The organism is Arthrobacter sp. SlRoot2-15, from assembly GCF_059739345.1.
Genome location: NZ_AP046058.1, coordinates 2,899,944 through 2,916,458 on the forward strand (window position 1 = coordinate 2,899,944; position 16,515 = coordinate 2,916,458).

Sequence of the window (16,515 nt, forward strand, 5' to 3'; positions counted from 1 at the left end):
CCCGGGCCGGCGGGCTTCAAAGCCGATGGGATGCACATCACGCCGCCCCGATTTGGCCTCCCGTTCACCGGCAGGTAAAGTTGTTCTTGCGACGCGGGGTGGAGCAGTTCGGTAGCTCGCTGGGCTCATAACCCAGAGGTCACAGGTTCAAATCCTGTCCCCGCAACTGAGAAGAAGTCCGGAACACGGCAATGTGTTCCGGACTTCTTGTTTTAACCGCCGGCCCCTCGCCGGAACCAGGGGAGTGGTCGGGGCGGCTGCCAAAGTAGGGTAGTGTTGATCAGGCGACGCGGGGTGGAGCAGTTCGGTAGCTCGCTGGGCTCATAACCCAGAGGTCACAGGTTCAAATCCTGTCCCCGCAACGAATAGCAGTAAAGCGAAGGCCCGGATCATGCGATCCGGGCCTTCATTGTTTCCTAGCCGTCCTTGAGCCGCTGGTAGGTCTCCAGCGCCCGGGCCCGGGACTCCGGGAGGCCAACGATCGGCTCCGGGTAGCCGCCGGCCGCCCCGTCGGCCTTCCATGGCTCGTGCACGGCCTTGTCGTCCAGCTCCGCCAGTTCCGGGAGGAACGCCCGCAGGTAACGGCCGGCGGCGTCGAACTTCTTGCTCTGGGTGACCGGATTGAAGATCCGGAAATAAGGCGAGGCGTCCGCCCCCGAGCCGGCCACCCACTGCCAGTTGGCCGGGTTGCTCGCGGCGTCCGCATCCACGAGGGTGTCCCAGAACCACGCCTCGCCGACCCGCCAGTCGGCCAGCAGGTTCTTGACCAGGAACGACGCCGCCGCCATCCGCACGCGGTTGTGCATCCAGCCGGTCTGCCACAGCTGGCGCATCCCGGCGTCCACCAGCGGATAGCCGGTGCGGCCCTGCTGCCAGGCCTCCAGTTCGGCGTCCGACGGCGTCTGCCAGGCGAAGTCGTCAAATTCCGGGCGGTAGTTGCGGGTGGCCAGCTGCGGGTTCTCGTAGAGCAGCTGCCAGCAGAATTCCCGCCAGCCGAGTTCGGAACGGAAGACCCCGACGTCGGCGGGGGCGCCGTGCGGGAAGCGTTCCCGGAGCCCGTGCCAGACCCGGAACGGGCTGATTTCGCCGAAACGCAGGTGCGGGGAGAGCCGGGACGTGCCCTCGACGCCGGGCACGTCCCTGCCGGTGCCATACTCGGACGCAGGCCCGTCCAGGAAGTCCTCCAGCCGGCGGCGGGCGCCTGCCTCGCCTGGCGTCCATTCCGCGGCAAGCCCGCCGCTCCAGTCCGGGCGGTGGGGGAGCAGAGCCCAGTCCTCCAGCGCCTCGCCGGCCGGCAGTTCACCTGAGCTGTTCCGTGCCGGCGCCGAAAGCTGGTCCGGAGCATCCAAAGGCTGCCGGGGCTCCGGCGCCTCGAGGCAGGCCTTCCAGAACGGGGTGAAGACCTTGTACGGCCCACCCGCGCCGGTGCGGACCGTCCAGGGCTCGAACATGAGGCTGGCCTGGAAGCTTGAGGCGGTGATGTCCTGCCCGGCGGCCCATTCCTTGAGGCCGGCGTCCACGGCGCGTTCCGGGCCGCCGTAGCGGCGGTTCCAGAACACGCGGCTGGCCCCCGTTTCCTCGGCCAGTGCCCGGACCACGCGGTCCGCCGGGCCGCGGCGCAGGAGCAGGCGCGAACCGGCTGCTTCGAGGTCGGCGGCGAGTGCCTCGAGTGAATGGTGCAGCCACCACTTCACCGCCCCGCCCAGGGGCCGTACACCGGGAGATTCTTCGTCCAGGACATAGACCACGGTGAGGGGGTCGCCCGCCGTGGCGGCTTCCACCAGCGCGGGATTGTCGTCAAGGCGGAGGTCGTCGCGAAGCCAAACGAGAGTCGAGGACATGGCTCCACGCTACTGGATCGGCGTCGGCCCCGGACGCGGCCCGGGCACAGCAAGGGCCGGGCACCCCGCGGCGCCCGGCCCTGCCCTACGGGTTAGAGCTTGTCGAAGTCGGCTTCGTCCACCGTGCTGCCCGCGGTCGAGCCGTTGCCGGCGCCGAGGGCCTGGGTGCGGCCACCGGACTTGAGCGCGGCGAGGCGCGCCTCGATTTCGGTCTGTTCGCCGAGGTCCTCCAGGGAGTTGAACTGGGCGTCCAGGCTGGAGGCGGCGAGTTCCTGCTGGCCGCGGACCTTGGCCTCTTCGCGGCGGATCTTCTCTTCGAAGCGGCCCACCTCGGAGGTCGGATCCATGATGTCGATGCTCTTGAGGGCGTCGTGCACCTGGGTCTGCGCGGCGGCGGTCTTGGACCGGGCGACGAGTTCGTTGCGCTTGCTGGTGAGCTCGTTGAGCTTGCCCTTCATCTGGTCCAGGCCGTGCTTTAGCTTGTCGACGACCTCGGACTGGGAGGCGATGCTCGGCTCGGCCGACTTCGCCTCGTTTTCCGCCGTCATCTGGCGCTGCAGGGCCACCTTGGCGAGGTTGTCGAACTTCTCGGCGTCCACCGTGTCGCCGTTGGCACGGTACTCGTCAGCCTTGCGCGAGGCGGCCAGGGCCTTGTTGCCCCAGTCCTGGGCGTTCTTGACGTCCTCGTTGTAGTCGTCCTGGAGCATACGCAGGTTGCCGATGGTCTGCGCGACGGCGGATTCGGCTTCGGCAATGTTGTTCGTGTAGTCGCGGACCATCTGGTCCAGCATCTTTTGCGGATCTTCTGCCTGGTCCAGCAGGGAATTGATGTTCGCCTTTGCCAGCTGCGCCATACGGCCGAAAATGGACTGCTTAACCATGGTGTTGCCTTTCGTCCTATCCAGTGGTGGCCACTGGATTCGGTGAACAGTGAATGTACCGCTTCTACCCGCCGGCCGGAACGAGTCCGCCGGCGCCTAGTCTGTAACCGGCCGGCTAGAAACTCCCCGAGTCCCCGCCGCCGAAATCGCCGCCGCCGCCAAAGTCGCCGCCGCCTCCGCCGCCCCAGCCGCCACCGGAATCGCCGCCACCCCAGCCGCCTCCGCCGCCCCAGCCGCCGCCTCCGCCGCCGTGGAGGATGGAGTTGATCAGGATGCCGCCAAGGATGGCGCCGCCAAGGCCGCCGCCTCCGCCGCCGCCGAACATCCCGCCGCGGCCGTAGCCCTGGTTGGCGAAGCCGCCGAACTGGTCCACGTCGGCCTGCGCCTGCTGGGCTGCCTGGGCCGCGAGGGAGTGCGCCTGCTGGGCGTACTGCAGGGCCGTCACCGGGTCGGTGCGGGAGATGGACAGCGCGTAGTCGAGGTTGCGCTGCGCCTCGGCGAGCCGGGTGCGTGCCTCGGTGCCCACGCCGCCGCGGCGGGCAGTGATGTAGTCCGAGGTGGCGCTGATCTGCGCCTGGGCGGACATGAGGCTCTGCTGCAGCGAGGCCTCCGCCCGGCGGGTTTGTTCCTGCTGGTCGCGGATGCCCGTGAGGGCGGCATCCAGGGACTGGTGGGCGTTCTCCACGCGCGCCAGGGTGGCGATGGGGTCGATCTTGCCGCCCTGGATCTCGGCCTTGACCTGGGCCAGTGCGGCCTCCACGCCGGCCACCGGTCCGGCCAGCTCCGGGTGCGCACCGGACTGGATCATGGCCCGGGCCTGGGCCAGGTCCTGGGAGGTGTCGACGACGGCTGACTCGAGCCCGCTGCGGGCCTCGTCCAGGTTGGCCGCCACCTTGGTGATGGCGCCGAGCAGCACGTTGGTCTGGTGCAGGCTCTCCTCCGCGGCCCGGACGGCGACGGCGGCGAGGCTCCCCTCACCGGCGCTGAGCTTCTCCTGGGCCGTGGCCGAGGCGTTCTGCACAAAGGCCAGCCGTTCCTTGGCCTGGCTGATGTTGTCCGCCACCTGCGTGAGCGCGCTGTCCGCGTATTTCGCCCGGAGGCCGGTCAGCGACTCCTCGGCCGCAACGATTTTGGTCTCGGCTTCGGCGGCGCCGGCCCCGACGTCGGCGAGTGCCCGCGGGGCGTTCTTCTCCAGCTCCCGCAGGGAGTCGAAGTCCGCCTTTTGCTCCTGGAGGGAGGCCAGCGCCGCCTCGGACCGGCGGATAATCTCGCCCAGCCAGGTCCGCTGCTGCTCCTCGGTGTCCGGGATGTGGTCGTCGAGCTGCTGCTGCAGCTTGAACGACTCGGTCATGTGGGCCTTGGCGTCCTGGAGCGCCTTCGTGAAGTTCCCGACGGCGGCTTCGCCGTACTGCGCCTGGGCGAAGCCAAGCTCCTGCTCGCTGGACTTGATGGCGTCGTCCGCCTCGATTAGCAGCGAGCTGCTCTTGCGGCGCAGTTCCTCGACGCTCAGTCCGGCCAGCGGGTCCAGATCGGCACCCTGCGGTCCGTAGGCGGTGCCGCCACCCACGGCGGCTTTCTTCCGGCGGTTGCGGAGGTAAAGGTAGGTCCCCACGCCGCCGGCGGCCACCACGCCGACCCCAACGAGGACCCCGTTGCCGGCGTCGGCGCCAGAGGAGACAGATCCGCTGCCGCCCCCGGCAGCGTCGCCGACAGCTTTCGCGGTGTCGATGGCGGCCTGGGCGAAGTCACGCTTCCCGCCGGCCAGGTTGGCGACGATCGCGTTCTGGCTGATCGTGCTGGTCTTGGAGTAGATGGCGCTGGCTGAATTCGGCGAGAAGTAGTACTTGCCGTCGTCGGACATGGCGAGGATGACGTCGGCCCGGCCCATGCCCTTCTTCGTGGCGACGGCCTGGGCCCAGGACTTCGGGTCAGCAGGATTCTCGAAAGTCTTCACGGTGACCACGTACAGGTTGTATTTGTGGTCCTTCAGGAGCTTCTGGATCGCGTCCTGGACCTCGGCCTTGCGGCCGCCCAGAACGTTGCCGCTGTCCACGATGTTTTGTCCGGAAGGGATGGTCACCGGGTCTTCGGCGAGCGCGGGAGCGGCGGGGAGGGCCAGCAGTCCGGCGACGCCGAGGACGGCGAGGAATCGTTTCATCATTGACCGCATCGGTAACCCTTCAGCACTTCTGTGACCGGATCAAGCCGAACCGGTCGTCTCAGAACGCAGCAGCGCCCCCACGCAGGTGTAAAGCCGCAGGTCGCTGTGGCAATTCCATTTGATTCTATGGTGCACCCCGGAGGCCGTCCACCGCCGGGAATATGCCACCAGCGAAACGCGCTGCACCCACCGGGACGGCATTTCACAAGGCCTCCCACATAGGGGTCGGCGTTCAGGAACCTCCCAGCAAATGTTCGCTTTTGCACCAGTCTGGGCGAGCATACTTATCTGCAGACGAGGATGAAAGGAAGTCCCATGACTGAGAACCCAATGCAGGGCGCGTCACCGGATCCATCGACCAAGAACCGGGACCCGCTTGGGCCGGGCGAGAGTGCTCCCGCGGCTCCGCACGCCGCCCCCGCTGAGGACTCAGCCCAGGAGAACCCTACGATGAGGCTGGACCGGCCGGCGGACGACGCCCCGCATCCCGTATATCCGCAGCGCCCGCCCGCTTACGGCCAGCACCCGGACACCGACACGCAGCAGTTCGGCGCACCGGCTGCCCAGACCCAGTACGCCCACACCCCCGGCCCCTACGGCGGCTACGGCAATCAGCCGCCGGCTGGGCCTCCGGCACACAACTCGTTCAGCCAGCCCGGCAACGCACCGAAGCGCAAGGCGGCCTTCGGCGTTCCCACGCTCGTCGCCAGCATCCTCGCCGCCGGGCTCGTGGGCGGCGGCGTCGTGGCCGGCAGCAGCGCACTGATGGGGAACCGCCCGGTGGCTTCCACCGGCAGCGCCGGCCAGCCCGGCACCGTGATCGTCAACAACAAGGACGACGTCAATGCCATCACCGCCGCCGCCCAGAAGGCCTCGCCCAGCGTTGTGACCATCAAGGCCACGAGCGGCAGCGACGGCGGGACCGGCTCCGGCATCATCCTCGACGGCGACGGGCACGTGCTCACCAATACCCACGTCGTCACCCTGGACGGTAAGACCGCCAAGGCCGCTGTTGAAGTCCGCACCAGCGACGGCAAGGTCTTCGGCGCAAAGATCGTCGGCACCGACCCGCTCTCCGACCTCGCGGTGATCAAGATCGACAACCCGAGCGGGCTGGTCCCGGCCACCCTCGGCGACTCGGGCAAGCTCAACGTGGGCGACACCGCCGTCGCGATCGGTTCCCCACTGGGGCTGACCGGCACCGTCACCGACGGCATCGTCTCGACCCTCAACCGCACCATCAGCGTGGCGTCCTCGGCGGCACCCAAGGACGGCGCAGACAACTCCCAGGGCGGCGACCAGGGCTTCCAGTTCGCCCCTCCCGGCGGCGGGCAGGCGCCGAGCACCGCCAACCAGGGCAGCATCTCCATCAACGTCATCCAGACGGACGCGGCGATCAACCCGGGCAACTCCGGCGGCGCGCTGGTCAACAGCAAGGGTGAAATCATCGGCGTCAACGTCGCGATCGCGTCCGCCGGCGGGGATGCCAGCGGCAGCAGCAGCGGCAACATCGGGGTCGGCTTCAGCATCCCGATCAACCACGCCAAGCGGGTGGCCCAGGAGATCATCAGCAACGGCAAGGCCAGCCACGGCCAGCTCGGGGTCAGCGTCAAGTCCAAGGCGGCCGGCAGCTCATCCTCCGGCTTCTCGGTCGGCGCCGATGTGGCCACAGTCGAGCCGGGCTCGGCGGCGGACAAAGCCGGGATCAAGGTCGGCGACGTCGTCACGAAGTTCCAGGACCGCTCCGTCAGCGATCCCAACCAGCTCACGGCGGCCGTGCGGGAGCAGGCCGCGGGCGCCACGGTGAAGGTGACCGTCCTGCGCGGCGGCCAGGCGAAGGAACTCGACGTGACCCTCGGGGCCGCAGCCGAACAGTAACCGTCGGGTGCAGCGGCACCACCGAATGCGAGGCCGGCCGGCACCTTGGGGGTGCTGGCCGGCACTGTTTTTTACGGCCCCTTAGCCCGCGGCCCGCAGGGACGGGCGCCCCCGCCGCCGCGTCTCGCCGGCCGGCCCTGACACAGGCGTTAACCCGGGCCGCACCAGGCCCGCGCTATATGGTTAGCTAGGAGAAACCGCGGCGCCCCCGGGCGCCCCCTGGCCACGGCCCACCCGGCCGGCCGCCCCCCCGCATGGAAGGCTGCTGTAGAGACAGTGGAAGAGACCCTGAAGATCATCGTGCTGGTCAAGCACGTACCGGACGCGCAGTTCGACCGCCACCTCACCGGCGGAGACAACACCACGGACCGCTCCGAAAGCATCCTGTCGGAGCTGGACGAATACGCCCTCGAAGCCGCGCTGCAGCTGATCGAGGCCCGCGGCGGCGAGGCCGCCGGCAACAAGGTCATCGCCCTGAGCATGGGCCCGGCCGGTGCCGTCAACGCCGTCAAGAAGTCGCTCCAGATCGGCGCCACCGAAGGCGTCCACCTCAGCGACGACGCGCTCGCCGGCTCGGACGCGGCGGCCACCTCCCTGGCCCTGGCGGCCGCGATCCGGCACCTCGGCGCCGACCTCCCCGCAGACCTGGTCCTGACCGGCATGGCGTCCACCGACGGCGAGACCTCCCTGGTTCCGGCCCAGCTGGCCGAGCGCCTTGGCCTGCCGCAGGTCACCTTCGCGTCCTCGCTCGAACTCGACGGCGGCACGCTCACCGCCCGCCGCGACGGGGACTCGCACGCGGACACGGTGGAGGCCACCCTCCCGGCGCTCGTGTCCGTGACGGACCAGATCAACGACCCCCGCTACCCGAATTTCAAGGGCATCATGGCGGCCAAGAAGAAGACCATCACCACCCTGACGCTGGCCGACATCGGCGTCGACCCCGCCTCGGTGGGGCTGGCCGGCTCCTGGACCGCCGTCGAGACCGCCGAGGTCCGCCCGCCGCGGACGGCCGGCACCATCATCACCGACGAGGGCGACGCCGGCATCAAGCTGGTCGAGTTCCTGGCCGCGCAGAAGCTGCTCTAAGGGGAAAACCGGACATGGCAAAAGTACTTGTATTCATTGACACCCCCGGGCCCGCGCTGAAGAAGTCCAGCCTGGAGCTCCTTACCATCGCCCGCTCCCTGGGCGAGCCGGCGGTGGCCTTCAACGGCGAGCTGCACGACGCAGTCGCCGTGGACCTCGCCGCGTACGGCGCCGCGGATCTCTACGTCCCCGCCGCGGCGGACCTCAACGACTACCTCGTCGGGCCGAAGGCGGCGTTCCTGGCCGCCGCCGCGCAGACCTCCGGGGCGACCGTCGTGCTGGCCGAGAACTCGGCCGAGGGCAAGGAGATTGCGGCGCGGCTGGGCATCAAGCTCGGCGCCGGCGTGATCACCGACGTCGTCGCCGTGGACCCGGACGGCACGGCGCACAAGTCGGTGCTCGCCGGCTCGTACACCACCACGGCGAAGGCCACCACCCCCGTGGCCGTCCTGACCGTCAAGTCCAACAGCGTTGAGCCGGAGCCGGCCGCCGCGGCGACCGCCCCGCAGCCGGTCACCGTGGAACTGCCGGCCGATGCCACGGCCGGGGCCGCACGCGTCACCGCCCGGAACGACAAGGCCGCGAGCGGCCGCCCCGACCTGTCCGAGGCCCGGATCGTAGTGGCCGGCGGCCGCGGCGTGGACGGCAACTTCGGGCCCGTCGAGGAACTGGCAGACGCCCTGGGCGCGGCCATCGGCGCCTCGCGCGCGGCCACGGACGCCGGCTGGATCGGCCACGACGCCCAGATCGGCCAGACCGGCAAGACGGTCTCGCCGCAGCTTTACATCTCGGCCGGCATCTCCGGCGCCATCCAGCAGAAGGCCGGCATGCAGACCGCCAAGGTGATTGTGGCCGTCAACAAGGACGCCGAATCGCCGGTCTTCGAGATCGCCGACTTCGGCATCGTCGGCGACCTCTTCCAGGTGCTCCCGCAGGCGACCGAGGAAATCAAGAAGCGCAAGGCCGGCCAGTGAGCACCAACGCCCCCGCGGCACAAAGCCCGTTCGATCCGGAGCACCACCGGATCGAGCGGGTGCTTTGTTTCACCGCCCACCCGGACGACGTCGATTTCGGCGCCGCGGGCACCATCGCCGCGTGGACCGCCGCCGGGGTCCAGGTCAGCTACTGCATCATGACCGACGGCGACGCCGGCGGTTTCGACCCGGCGCAACGTGACGAAATCGTGCGGTTGCGGACCGAAGAGCAGCAGCGCGCCGCCGCCCTCGTGGGCGTCACCGACATCCATTACCTCCACCAGCGCGACGGCTATCTCGAGGCCTCGCACGAGGTCATGCGCGAGGTGGTGCGCCTGATTCGCCAACTCCGCCCCGACGTCGTGCTGGCCATGCATCCCGAGCGCAACTGGAACCGCATCCAGAAGAGCCACCCGGACCACCTGGCGGTGGGGGAGGCGGTGACGCGGGCGGTCTACCCGGCGCTGGAGAACCCCTTCGCGTACCCGGAGCTGGCCGAGGCCGGCCTGGCGGCCTACAAGCTGCCTTGGCTCTGGCTGTTCGCCGGGCCGGAGGAACGCGAAAACCACTTCGTCGATGTCAGCGGGCACGTCGAGGCCAAACTGGCCGCCATCCACATCCACGTCAGCCAGCACCCGGATGTCGAGGCCATGGAACGCACCGTCCGCGCCCTGATGCTGGCCACCGCGCAACGCGGCGGGCTGGCCGAGGGCCGCAGCGCCGAGGCGTTCCACGTCGTAGCCGTCAACGGCCCCGGCACCATCGCCGGTTTCTAGTGTTGCCCGCGGGGGACCGCTGCCATATGCTTGCCATTGTTTAAATCATATTTATTGATGGAAGGCAGACTTTAATGGCGAAGACTGCGCAGCACCCCGTACTGGTCATCATGGGCGTCTCCGGCTCGGGCAAATCCACCGTGGCCGGCCTGCTGGCCGGCCGGCTCGGCTGGGACCTGGCCGAAGGCGACGACCTGCATCCGGCCTCCAACGTGGCCAAAATGCACGCGGGCCAGCCGCTGACGGACGAAGACCGCTGGCCGTGGCTGGACAGCATCGCCGACTGGATCCGGGCGCACACGGCGGCCGGGACACCCGGCGTCGTGACCTGCTCCGCCCTGAAGAAGCGGTACCGAGACGTGCTGCGCGGGGAGGGTGTTGTCTTCGTTTTCCTCGAAGGCAGCAAGGACAGGATCTCGGACCGGCTCGCCTCCCGGCACGGCCACTTTATGCCGCCGGCCCTGCTGGAATCCCAGTTCGAAGCCCTTGAAGCCCCCACCGAGGACGAAAACTCCATCACCCTGTGCGTCGGCGCCACCCCGGCCGAAGAGGCCCAGGAAATCATCGACCGGCTCCAACTCGACGCCGCCGGCGCCGGCACGCACTGACCGCGCGCCCGACACACCCTTCATTCCCAGCTAGGAACACGTTTTGAATTCTCTTGCAGCACTGCAGCTTCCGGCTGCCGTCGAGGCCTGGACCGGCCACGACACCCGACTCCTGGTAGTCGCCGCCGTCGGCATCGCACTGATCGTGGTGCTGATCGCCAAGTTCAAGCTCCACCCCTTCCTCGCCCTGGTGCTCGGCTCGGCCTTCGTCGGCCTGGCCTCCGGGGTGGAACTGGCGAAGATCATCACCAACTTCGAGGACGGGGTCGGCGGCGTCCTGAAGGAAGTCGGCCTGCTGATCGCCCTCGGCGCCATGCTGGGCAAGCTCCTGGCGGACTCCGGCGGCGCCAACCGGGTGGTGGACACACTCCTCGCCAAGGCCAGCGGCAACCGCGTGGTCTGGTCCATCACGCTTGTCGCGGTGATCATCGGCCTGCCGATGTTCTTCGAAATCGGCCTGGTGCTGCTGCTGCCGGTGATCGTCCTGGTCACCCAGCGCTCCCGGATGCCGCTGATGCGCATCGCCATCCCCGCCCTGGCCGGGCTGTCGGTGCTGCACGGCCTGGTGCCGCCGCACCCGGGACCGCTGATCGCGATCAGCGCGGTCAAGGCCGAACTCGGCACCACGCTCGCGCTCGGACTCCTGGTCGCCATCCCCACGGTCATCATCTGCGGGCCGCTGTTTTCCCGGCTCGCCGCCCGATGGGTTCCGGTGGGCGCCCCCGCCGTCGCGGGCGGAATCGACACCGAGCACGGGGCCGACCTGGAGGGCATCAAGCGGCAGCCCAGCTTCCTGGTGACGCTGCTGACCATCATCTTTCCGGTGGTGCTGATGCTGCTCAAGGCCGTCGTGGACATGATCTGGCCGGACGCCAAGACGGCACCGTGGATCCGGGTCTTCTTCGACTTCGTCGGCCAGCCGCTGGTGGCCATGACGCTCGCCGTGCTCCTGGCAATCGGTACCTTCGGCTACGCCGTCGGCTTCACCGGCAACAAGATCACCGCCAAGATCGGCGCGAGCCTCGGCCCGATTGCCGCGATCCTGCTGATTGTCGGGGCCGGCGGCGGCTTCAAACAGACCCTGATCGGCGCCGGCGTCGGCGACGCGGTCAAGAAGTGGGCCGAGGGCGCCAACATGTCCGTGCTGGTGCTCGGCTTCCTCGTGGCGGTCGCGCTGCGCCTGGCCACCGGCTCCGCCACCGTGGCCACCGTAACGGCGGCCGGCATCGTCGCCCCGCTGGCCAGCTCGCTCTCACCGACCCATGCCGCCCTGCTGGCCCTCGCGATCGGCGCCGGGTCGCTCTTCCTCTCGCACGTCAACGACGCCGGCTTCTGGCTGGTGAAGGAACTGTTCGGCCTCAGCGTCGGCCAGACCTTCAAGACCTGGTCCGTGATGGAAACGCTGATCTCCGTGGTGGGCTTCGGCTTCGTGATGCTGCTCTCGCTGGTCATCTGAGCGTCCGGACAACACCCAACCGGCACAACTAAGCCGCGCCGGCCCCAAGAAACCAAGCGGGGCGCTGCGCGGCTTTGTTGTTTGGTCCTAGGCGCCCAGCGGGGCCGAGGCTACGGTCGGCAAGGTGGGCGACTTCGAGCCGCCCGCGGGCTCCACCGTGATGCCCAGAGCGGCGGCGGAACCGATGCCCGTGACGACGGCCGGCTTGGACAGTGCTTCCGCGTCCATCAGGCCCTTGGAAACCGGGGCCGAGCCGTCCTTGGGGATCAGCCACATCTGGTAGACCTTCCCCGCCGGCGGGGCCGGAACGCCGTTCATCTTCACCACGGCGGCATCCTTCGAGGAGGACAGGGTCAGCGAGGCCGTACCGCCGCCGATCACCTCGACCGTCGCCTTGCGCACATCGCCGGCCTGCATCACCTGGTTGAGCGGATCGTTCTGGTTGGCGACATACGCCCCCACCCCGACGCCGCCGATGGCGATGGCGGCCGCAGCGGCGACACCGATCAGCCAGGCGCGGGTGCCCTGCGGCCGACGCCGCTCGTCCCGGCGCTTGCGGGCGGCACCGAGTTCATCGGTGACCGGAAGCTCGGCGTTCTCCCGGACCGGCCGGGCCACCACCGGGGATGAGGCGTCGGGGGACGGCACAGCGGCGGCCGGTCCGGCATTTTGTGCCGGAAGGGCGGCGACGATGCGGTCGAAGAGTCCGGCAGGCGGTTCCTCCTCGGCGCTGAAGCTCCGGGCCAGGGTCTCGCGGGCCTGCCGGACGCGCTGTTCGAATTCGGAGCGCTCGGCTGGCGGTGCGTCGGCAAGGTGGCGGTCGACGGCGTCGCGTTCGGCGTCGTCGAGGGCGTGGAGCGCGTACACCTCGGCGAGGTCCACGGCGCGGCCGGAGCTGAGGTCGCCGGCGATGTCGGGGGAGAAGCTGCCGGGCGTGCGGTCGCTGTCCTCTGGATTCATGTCGTTCATCTCAACTCACCCCCAAACAGGTCTTCAGGCGGATTAGTCCATCGCGGATGCGGGACTTGATGGTGGGAACGGCCGCGTTGAGCTTCTCGGCGACTTCCCGGTAGGTCAGCCCGCCGTAGTAGGCGAGCCGGACGGATTCCTGCTGCGTGTCGGTCAGCGTGTCCAGGCAGCGGACCACGGCCTCGGCCTCAAGCCGGCTGCCGACCTCATCGGAGACGGAGTCGTGGTCGATCTCCTGGCTGCTGGCGCCGTACCTGGACTCCCGGTCGGTGGACGACTGCGAGGACCGGACCTTGTCCACGGCCCGGCGGTGCGAAATTGTCATCAGCCACGCGAGCGGGCTGCCGGCGTCGGCGTTGAACTTCGCGGCGTTCTGCCAGACCTGCAGGAAGACCTCCTGGGTGGTGTCCTCGCTGAGCTCCGGGTCGATCAGTACGCGGCGCGCCATGCCAAAAACACGGCGCGAGGTGAGCCGGTAGAACTCGGCGAAAGCAGCCTGATCCCCGTCGGCGATCTGTCCGAGCAGTGCTGCCAGCCGGCGGTTTACGTCGGCTGGGGCGCTGGGGGGAGCAGCGGCCTCGGGATTCGGGGCATTCGGAGTGTCCATCACCTTCAAGCATAAGGTGCCGGCCGCCGATCGGGGGCCAGGACGGGCTTGGACGGCGCCGTGGTTGCCCGCAGCCCGAAAGGCCGGGCGTCTATCCACCTGCATTGTGCTCACCTGCCGCTCCTCGCTCCCTTCGACGTCCAGCGTGGATGGTCTCTCAGAAGGCATTCGGAGCGGCGGCAGGCCCGGATGGGACGGACTTCGGGAATCCGTGGCGGAATCCGTGGCGGGATGCTGCTAGAGCGTGGCGCCCGCGAAGCCGTGCTGGCGCCACGCCTCGTAGACGGCGATCGAGGCCGCGTTGGCCAGGTTCAGCGAGCGCAGCGCCGGCAGCATCGGCAGCCGGACGCGGGACGTCACATGCGGGTCGTTTTTCAGTTCCTCGGACAGGCCCACGGATTCCCGGCCGAACATCAGGACGTCGCCGGGAAGGTAGCCGATATCCGTGTAGGAGGTTTCGCCGTCGGACGTGAACGCAAACACCCGCTCCGGCGCCAGCGCCTCCCATGCGGCGTTGATGTCCCGGTGCACGGTGACGACGGCGAGGTCATGGTAGTCCAGCCCGGCGCGGCGGAGTTTGGCGTCGGAAAAATCAAAGCCCAGCGGCTCCACGAGGTGAAGCTCGGCCCCCGTGATGGCGGCGAGCCGGATGGCGTTGCCGGTATTGCCGGGAATTTCGGGGCTGTGGAAGAGGATGCGGAACATGCTTCCATCCTAGCGATCGGTCCGGGCGGTCCGGGACGCTAGTGCATTCCGCGCAGCAGCCGGGCGAGCACCGGAACGTTGACCGTGTTCGGGGCCGGCCCGGAACTGAGGAACTGCTTGAGGCCCCGGGCCAGGCCGGCGGCGTTGACCACCTGCACGGTCTCGAGGCTGTCCTCCCGGCCCCGGGAGCGTCCGTGCCGGTCGATCACGGGTTCGTGCAGGTTGCCGTCGGTACTGTGGACCACCGTCCAGCCGGTGACGTTCAGTTCCGGGAAGATGTCCTGCATCCGGCGCACCACGTGGGCCAGCTGCGGCGGGGCGATGGAGCGGCCGCCGTGGTTCAGGGTGCTGCCGTTCCAGGCGTAGGCGCCCGGCGGCAGGAGCATGGAACCGATGATGGCCAGCCGGTAGCCGGTGAGCAGCGCATGGTCGATGTGGCTGTTGTCCGCCGGGGACTGCAGGCCGTTGACCAGGCGGGCAGCGGGAATCTCGGGCAGGACCTGCCGGGTGATCAGCTGCACTGTGCGCATCTCGCGCTGGATGCGGGCCTCCGCGCCGAAGAGCCCGCGCTTGCGGGGCATGCCGTGGACCTGCTGTCGGGCCACGGACTCCGGGATCAGCGGCACCTCGCCGGCCGCGGCCACCTCCTCGAAGGACGGCACGTACACCGGGTCGTCCGCGGCGGTGTTCCGCGGTGTGTTGGGCCTGCGGACATGCGCTGAGGCCCGGCTGCCGGCGGCGGGCGCGTCGAAGTGCGCCCCTTCCTCGGCCGGGGCCGTCCGGCTGGAGAATGCGGTGCCGCTGCCGTACGAGCGGTCGTAGTCGGCGCGGCGCTTGGCGTCGATGAGCGTCTCGTAGGCGAGGGTGACGCGGCGGAAGGTGGCGGCGTCGCCGCCGTGGTCGGGGTGCGCCGTGCGGGCAGCCTTCCGGTAGGCCACCTTGATGTCCTTGTCCGTTGCCGTGACAGGGATGCGGAGGACCTGGTAGTGCGAGCTGCTGCCCTGCGTCAAGCAAAATTCCTTTGCGTCGGTGGATCGGGTCCGGCCGGGACCTCCGGCGTGGCCAGTTTAACCGGCTGGGGGAATAACGAGCGCGTGGCCGCGGATGGTTCCCGGCGGCTGGCATAATTCAGCCCATGAAGATTGCCCTCGCCGTCAACCCGCGCGCCTCCTTCGGCCGCGGACGGCATGCCGGCCAGCAAGCGGCGGACTGCTTCCGCGCGGCCGGGGTGCAGGTGCACTTGCTCTGCGAGGACAGCTACGAGCTGCTGTCCCGGGCCGTGGACAAGGCGCTGGCCGACGGGGTGGACGCACTGGTCGTGGCCGGCGGCGACGGGATGGTGCACCTCGGCGTCAACGCGCTCGCCGGGTCGGGCGCCGCCTACGGCTCGACGCCGCTGGGCATCATTCCGAGCGGCACCGGCAATGACATGGCCCGGGCGCTCGGACTGCCGCGGCACAACATCCCCGCTGCCGCCGCCCGGGTCCTGGCGGCCCTGTCCGCCGGCGGGCGGCTGATCGACGCCGGACGGGTGCGCTCCGGGGACCGGACGTACTGGTTTGCCGGCGTCGTCTCGGCCGGCTTCGACGCCGCGGTCAACGAACGCGCCAATGCCTGGCGCTGGCCAAAGGGCCGCTCCCGGTACAACTTGGCCATGCTGCGCGAACTGGCCACCTTCCGCGCCATCGAGTACACCGTGACGGCCGACGGCGAGCGCTGGCAGCAGGGGGCCATGCTGATCTCGGTGGCCAACGGGCAGTCAATCGGCGGCGGCATGAACGTGGTGCCCGACGCCGTGCTCGACGACGGGTACCTTGACCTGTTTATCGTCCGGCCGCTGTCCCGCGCGGGATTCCTGGCCGTGTTCCCCAAGGTATTTTCGGGCCGGCACGTGGGCCACCCGGCGGTGGAGATCCGCCGGGTCCGGGACGTTCAACTGGAAGCCGCCGGCGTCATCGCCTACGCGGACGGCGAACGGATCGGGCCGCTGCCGCTGGCCATCGACGTCGTCCCCGGTGCCCTTCGGGTGCTGGCGTAGGCCAGCGTCGGCGCGGGTCGCGCTCGCGGCGGCCCGCGCCGACGCCGGCAGCGGCCGCTACCGGGCCCTGGCCGGCGAGAGCCGGTTCAGGGCAAGGGCCCCGACCAGCAGGCCGAAATCGCGCAGCGCCACGTCAAAGAAGCTGCCCAGTACCAGCAGGTTGATGATGATGCCGAGCAGCCAGACGGCGACCAGCAGAGAACCGAAGCGGGGCCGGAACGCTACCGCCAGGCCCGCAACGATCTCCACCACGCCGACGATGTACATAAAAGTCTGCGCCGGCAAGGGGACCACCGACGTCGCCACGGGGGCGAGATACATCGTCCAGTGGGTCAGTAGGTTGGTGAACTTGTCCAGGCCGAAAATGATCGGCGCCACGGTGAAAACCGTGCGCAGCAACAGGAAGGCCTGCCGCTGGGCAGCGGGGGCGACCGTCGGGGCGGGGGCTGCCAGGGTTGTTGATGATTTCATCATGCACTCCTTCTAAAAATAGATATCTTAATTTTAGAATGGTAGCGAAGGTTAAGCAATG

Annotated in this window: 15 protein-coding genes and 2 tRNA genes; 9 read left to right on the forward strand and 8 right to left on the reverse strand. The window is 69.2% G+C overall.

Annotated features, from left to right (window positions below):
- Window positions 1-92 precede the first annotated feature (92 nt).
- Window positions 93-166: transfer RNA gene (locus AC6I9V_RS13405), tRNA-Met, on the forward strand.
- Window positions 167-288: 122 nt separating this feature from the next.
- Window positions 289-362: transfer RNA gene (locus tag AC6I9V_RS13410), tRNA-Met, on the forward strand.
- Between the two features lie 54 nt (window positions 363-416).
- Here the strand turns inward: AC6I9V_RS13410 and AC6I9V_RS13415 are convergent.
- The 3 genes from AC6I9V_RS13415 to AC6I9V_RS13425 all read right to left on the reverse strand — a co-directional run bounded on the left by AC6I9V_RS13415 (window position 417) and on the right by AC6I9V_RS13425 (window position 4,892).
- A complete protein-coding gene (locus AC6I9V_RS13415; RefSeq protein WP_497899777.1) occupies window positions 417-1,841 on the reverse strand; it encodes a cryptochrome/photolyase family protein in 1,425 nt (474 codons plus the stop codon).
- Between the two features lie 92 nt (window positions 1,842-1,933).
- Entirely contained in the window at window positions 1,934-2,722 is a 789-nt protein-coding gene (locus tag AC6I9V_RS13420; protein WP_497899778.1) for a PspA/IM30 family protein, read from the reverse strand.
- A 115-nt stretch (window positions 2,723-2,837) separates the two neighbouring features.
- Window positions 2,838-4,892 carry a TPM domain-containing protein gene (locus AC6I9V_RS13425; RefSeq protein ID WP_497899779.1) on the reverse strand — a complete coding sequence of 685 codons (2,055 nt, stop codon included), beginning with the start codon at window positions 4,890-4,892 and terminating at the stop codon, window positions 2,838-2,840.
- Window positions 4,893-5,198: 306 nt separating this feature from the next.
- On the opposite strand from AC6I9V_RS13425, the gene AC6I9V_RS13430 reads away from it, so the two are divergent.
- The 6 genes from AC6I9V_RS13430 to AC6I9V_RS13455 all read left to right on the forward strand — a co-directional run bounded on the left by AC6I9V_RS13430 (window position 5,199) and on the right by AC6I9V_RS13455 (window position 11,664).
- Window positions 5,199-6,761, forward strand: coding sequence for a S1C family serine protease (locus tag AC6I9V_RS13430; RefSeq protein ID WP_497899780.1), 1,563 nt, complete (start codon window positions 5,199-5,201; stop codon window positions 6,759-6,761).
- A gap of 288 nt (window positions 6,762-7,049) precedes the next feature.
- A complete protein-coding gene (locus tag AC6I9V_RS13435) occupies window positions 7,050-7,850 on the forward strand; it encodes an electron transfer flavoprotein subunit beta/FixA family protein (RefSeq protein ID WP_497900316.1) in 801 nt (266 codons plus the stop codon).
- A gap of 14 nt (window positions 7,851-7,864) precedes the next feature.
- The gene (locus tag AC6I9V_RS13440; protein WP_497899781.1) at window positions 7,865-8,824 is read left to right on the forward strand and encodes an electron transfer flavoprotein subunit alpha/FixB family protein; all 960 of its coding nucleotides are present in this window, start codon (window positions 7,865-7,867) and stop codon (window positions 8,822-8,824) included.
- Window positions 8,821-9,600, forward strand: coding sequence for a PIG-L deacetylase family protein (locus AC6I9V_RS13445; RefSeq protein WP_497899782.1), 780 nt, complete (start codon window positions 8,821-8,823; stop codon window positions 9,598-9,600). The genes AC6I9V_RS13440 and AC6I9V_RS13445 overlap by 4 nt, the downstream gene beginning before the upstream one ends.
- Window positions 9,601-9,674: 74 nt before the next feature.
- A complete protein-coding gene (locus AC6I9V_RS13450) occupies window positions 9,675-10,208 on the forward strand; it encodes a gluconokinase (protein WP_349412038.1) in 534 nt (177 codons plus the stop codon).
- A 43-nt stretch (window positions 10,209-10,251) separates the two neighbouring features.
- On the forward strand, window positions 10,252-11,664 hold the full coding sequence (locus AC6I9V_RS13455; RefSeq protein WP_497899783.1) for a GntT/GntP/DsdX family permease: 1,413 nt from the start codon (window positions 10,252-10,254) through the stop codon (window positions 11,662-11,664).
- Window positions 11,665-11,751: 87 nt separating this feature from the next.
- Here AC6I9V_RS13455 and AC6I9V_RS13460 read toward each other — a convergent pair whose 3' ends face one another.
- From AC6I9V_RS13460 to AC6I9V_RS13475, 4 genes are all read right to left on the reverse strand, one after another.
- On the reverse strand, window positions 11,752-12,633 hold the full coding sequence (locus AC6I9V_RS13460; RefSeq protein WP_497899784.1) for an anti-sigma factor: 882 nt from the start codon (window positions 12,631-12,633) through the stop codon (window positions 11,752-11,754).
- A gap of 1 nt (window position 12,634) precedes the next feature.
- The gene (gene sigK / locus AC6I9V_RS13465) at window positions 12,635-13,240 is read right to left on the reverse strand and encodes an ECF RNA polymerase sigma factor SigK (RefSeq protein WP_497899785.1); all 606 of its coding nucleotides are present in this window, start codon (window positions 13,238-13,240) and stop codon (window positions 12,635-12,637) included.
- 237 nt (window positions 13,241-13,477) lie between these two features.
- Window positions 13,478-13,945, reverse strand: a complete 468-nt coding sequence (locus tag AC6I9V_RS13470; RefSeq protein WP_497899786.1) for a tRNA (cytidine(34)-2'-O)-methyltransferase — start codon at window positions 13,943-13,945, stop codon at window positions 13,478-13,480.
- A gap of 38 nt (window positions 13,946-13,983) precedes the next feature.
- Window positions 13,984-14,955 (reverse strand): J domain-containing protein, encoded by a 972-nt coding sequence (locus tag AC6I9V_RS13475; RefSeq protein WP_497899787.1) that lies wholly within the window; start codon window positions 14,953-14,955, stop codon window positions 13,984-13,986.
- A gap of 125 nt (window positions 14,956-15,080) precedes the next feature.
- On the opposite strand from AC6I9V_RS13475, the gene AC6I9V_RS13480 reads away from it, so the two are divergent.
- On the forward strand, window positions 15,081-15,983 hold the full coding sequence (locus AC6I9V_RS13480) for a diacylglycerol/lipid kinase family protein (protein WP_497899788.1): 903 nt from the start codon (window positions 15,081-15,083) through the stop codon (window positions 15,981-15,983).
- Between the two features lie 57 nt (window positions 15,984-16,040).
- On the opposite strand, the gene AC6I9V_RS13485 is transcribed toward AC6I9V_RS13480, so the two are convergent.
- Window positions 16,041-16,454 carry a hypothetical protein gene (locus tag AC6I9V_RS13485; RefSeq protein WP_497899789.1) on the reverse strand — a complete coding sequence of 138 codons (414 nt, stop codon included), beginning with the start codon at window positions 16,452-16,454 and terminating at the stop codon, window positions 16,041-16,043.
- Window positions 16,455-16,515: the final 61 nt, after the last annotated feature.

Coding starts and splice junctions, on each gene's coding strand:
- AC6I9V_RS13480 (WP_497899788.1), top strand. CDS start 15,081: ATGAAGATTGCCCTCGCCGTCAACCCGCGCGCCTCCTTCGGCCGCGGA.
- AC6I9V_RS13460 (WP_497899784.1), bottom strand. CDS start 12,633: ATGAACGACATGAATCCAGAGGACAGCGACCGCACGCCCGGCAGCTTC.
- AC6I9V_RS13420 (WP_497899778.1), bottom strand. CDS start 2,722: ATGGTTAAGCAGTCCATTTTCGGCCGTATGGCGCAGCTGGCAAAGGCG.
- AC6I9V_RS13470 (WP_497899786.1), bottom strand. CDS start 13,945: ATGTTCCGCATCCTCTTCCACAGCCCCGAAATTCCCGGCAATACCGGC.
- AC6I9V_RS13450 (WP_349412038.1), top strand. CDS start 9,675: ATGGCGAAGACTGCGCAGCACCCCGTACTGGTCATCATGGGCGTCTCC.
- AC6I9V_RS13430 (WP_497899780.1), top strand. CDS start 5,199: ATGACTGAGAACCCAATGCAGGGCGCGTCACCGGATCCATCGACCAAG.
- AC6I9V_RS13425 (WP_497899779.1), bottom strand. CDS start 4,892: ATGCGGTCAATGATGAAACGATTCCTCGCCGTCCTCGGCGTCGCCGGA.
- sigK (WP_497899785.1), bottom strand. CDS start 13,240: ATGGACACTCCGAATGCCCCGAATCCCGAGGCCGCTGCTCCCCCCAGC.
- AC6I9V_RS13415 (WP_497899777.1), bottom strand. CDS start 1,841: ATGTCCTCGACTCTCGTTTGGCTTCGCGACGACCTCCGCCTTGACGAC.
- AC6I9V_RS13485 (WP_497899789.1), bottom strand. CDS start 16,454: ATGAAATCATCAACAACCCTGGCAGCCCCCGCCCCGACGGTCGCCCCC.
- AC6I9V_RS13440 (WP_497899781.1), top strand. CDS start 7,865: ATGGCAAAAGTACTTGTATTCATTGACACCCCCGGGCCCGCGCTGAAG.